Origin of the sequence: Streptomyces sp. NPDC050422 (assembly GCF_044458665.1) — a bacterium.
Taxonomy (GTDB): Bacteria; Actinomycetota; Actinomycetes; order Streptomycetales; family Streptomycetaceae; genus Streptomyces.
Genome location: NZ_JBITIE010000036.1, coordinates 51,273 through 53,836, shown reverse-complemented (window position 1 = coordinate 53,836; position 2,564 = coordinate 51,273). Strand labels below are relative to the sequence as shown.

Annotated in this window: 2 protein-coding genes and 1 pseudogene; 1 reads left to right on the top strand and 2 read right to left on the bottom strand. The window is 66.9% G+C overall.

What is annotated here, in order from left to right; genetic code table 11:
- Positions 1 to 266: 266 nt before the first annotated feature.
- Entirely contained in the window at positions 267 to 560 is a 294-nt protein-coding gene (locus tag ACIBJG_RS36810) for a hypothetical protein (RefSeq protein WP_399314443.1), read from the bottom strand.
- Between the two features lie 413 nt (positions 561 to 973).
- On the opposite strand from ACIBJG_RS36810, the gene ACIBJG_RS36805 reads away from it, so the two are divergent.
- Positions 974 to 1,576 carry a hypothetical protein gene (locus ACIBJG_RS36805; RefSeq protein WP_399314442.1) on the top strand — a complete coding sequence of 201 codons (603 nt, stop codon included), beginning with the start codon at positions 974 to 976 and terminating at the stop codon, positions 1,574 to 1,576.
- Here the strand turns inward: ACIBJG_RS36805 and ACIBJG_RS36800 are convergent.
- Positions 1,470 to 2,426 (bottom strand): annotated as a pseudogene (locus tag ACIBJG_RS36800) (IS5 family transposase). The gene ACIBJG_RS36805 and the pseudogene ACIBJG_RS36800 overlap by 107 nt on opposite strands.
- Between the last annotated feature and the right edge of the window lie 138 nt (positions 2,427 to 2,564).

Below are 2,564 nucleotides of genomic sequence, written 5' to 3'. Positions count from 1 at the left end.
CGCCGCCGGTCCCTCGACCGCTATCTGCTCGATGGTGGTGTCGCTCATCTGGCGTCTCCTTGATCATCGGATCCGCCGTTCATTGAACACTCCCGAGCAGTTGTGGCGTGGCTGACACCTTTGATGTGGCTGGGCGTCGTTGTCCGTTCTTCGGACGAATGCGATCGGCAGGCCCACGAGCAAGCAGGTGCGCTCACCGAGGAACGCCCATCTGCATGCCGTGAGCTGCCGCACGGAAAGAGGTCTGGAATCCGGCGTGATGTTGTTCAGGGGCCGACCACAGGGGTGAGTGCGCCTCCGGCTGCATGGCCGTTGACAATGGTCCACAACAGGTCGCCGCTGAGCGGGTTGTGAGCCCAGTGCTGGAGATACCGGGAGTTGAGGAGCAGGGTGAGTTCGCGGTGCAGTTGTTCTGGAGTGAGGGCGGTTGTGTGGGAGAGGACGTCTTCCGCGGCCTGTGCGTGAGCGCTGTCGGACGGGAGATGTGAGTCGAGCGCCAGGGCGAGGAGGCGGGATGCCGGGCCGGCGTGGCGCAGCTCCCGCTTGTGACAGACACGCAAGGCCCAGTCCGCGGCGCGACAGCGGCTGCTTCGCCCCGGTGCCCGTGTGAGGAGCACCGGGTCCGTGAGGTATCCCGTGATTCCTGAACCCGTGTGCTCCGGGCCGGTGTCAGCGCAGTGCAGCCAAGCGGTGTCCTCCAGTTCTGCGCGAGCCGCCGTGGGGAGGCCTGTCCGCATCGTGCGGAGCAGGCCGGCAGGGATGTGCACGCTTCCTGTCGATGTGGAGCGCAGGGCGCACTGAAGGGCCAGCAGGCGGGCCGGCGGGCTGGTGTGCCGGGGGAGTGTGGATGCGAGGTAACTGAGTAGTTGTTTCTGATCTCAGCTCGGTGATGTGCTCGCTGGACGACGTGAGTTCGTTCATCAGCTTCGTGAAGCCAAAGAGAGCGCCACAACATGCTGGATATCCTCCCGGTATGAAGATCACGGTGGGGGGCGTCACGTCCGGGATGGGATTCGGGGCGGCGGCCTCGCTCGTCAACAACCTTTCGTCACCGTATGCAGAGCTAGGAATGCCACTTAGAGGCACTTTCTGGGCCAGCTCTGCAAAGGTACTCAGCCTGCTGATGGACGCGGGTTGGTCCTGGGCCGCGCTGGCGGTGGCGGTGGGCTGGCTGGCCAGGACGCGGGTGCGAGGCGCGCTGGTCGGGGCCCTGGCGCTGCTCGCTGCCACAGGGGCGTACTACGTAACGGACGCACTTGTCTCGGGGGCTGGCACGGATATGGTCGCGTGGACGCTTGTGGGCCTGCCGTTCGGCCTGGTTCTGGGTGCGGTAGGCGCGACCATCAGGCGGCCTGGGTGGATCGGCTTGTGCGCGGCGTTGACGGTTCCGTTGGGCGCCGCCGTGCAGATGATCGTGCTGCCACCCCGGCCGCATCTCACGCTGACCCCGGCCATTGTTCTCGCCGAAGTCATCGTCTGGACGGCTGCTGTGTTCGGTGCGGGCTTGGCTGTCTACCGTTTCTGGGTGGAGAGGCGAGCGGAGCTGTCCGGACAGCGTGTTCAGTCCAGCTGGTGAATGGTGCAGTCCGGTGCGGCGGTCAGAGACGGGCTGATGCGACGGCTTTCTGCCGTGCGAGGCGTCGGGTCATGAGGGTGATGGCCGCCCAAGTGATCAGGGTTTCGGAGTGCTGGACGAGCCGCTCGTAGTCGCGGGCATGGCGGCGGGCGTTCATCATCCAGGCCAGACTTCGTTCGACGACCCAGCGGCGGGGCAGGACGATGAAGCCGGAGGTGTCCTTGGGGCGGCTGACGGTCTTGATGGTCAGGTTGAGGTGGCGTTTGGCCCAGGTCACGAGCTTGCCCGCGTAGGCGCGGTCGGCCCAGACGATGGTGATCTCGGGGTGCATCAGGCGGAGGCGGAAGAGGACTTCCTTCGCCGCTGCGGAGTCGTGCAGGTCAGCCGGTGTGACCATGACCAGCAGGGGCAGGCCACGGGTGTCGACCACGAGATGCCGCTTGCGTCCGTTGATCTTCTTGCCCGCGTCGTAGCCACGGCTCTTCTTGCCGACGGTCGAGGCCGCCTTCACCGACTGCGAGTCGATGATGCTGGCCACCGCTCTGGGTCCTTTGCCCATCTCCAGGCGGATCCGGCCGACGAGGACATCGCGGATCTGCCCGATGACACCGCGGGCCGCCCAGCGGGCCATGAAGCCCCAGACGGTCCTTCATGGAGGAAAATCCGCAGGTAGAGCCCGCCATTTGCAGCCGGTGTCCACGACATAGCGGATCGCGTCGACGATCTCGCGGCGGGGATGCCTCTCCGGTGCCCCGCCGCGAGGTGTGTCACAGGCCGGGGTCGGCAGCAGCGGCTCGATCAAGGCCCATTCGGCGTCCGAGGTGTCCGAGGGATAGCGGGGACGGCGCATCTTCTTCTCCGTTGGTGAACTGCGGCGGGGGGGGGGCCCCGCCCCCCCCCGCCCCCCCCCCCCCCCCCCCCCCCCCCCCCCCCCCGACCCTAGAGAGCGCGCGTTTCGGTGTGGTGCCGTGAGGTGACCGGTGCGCAA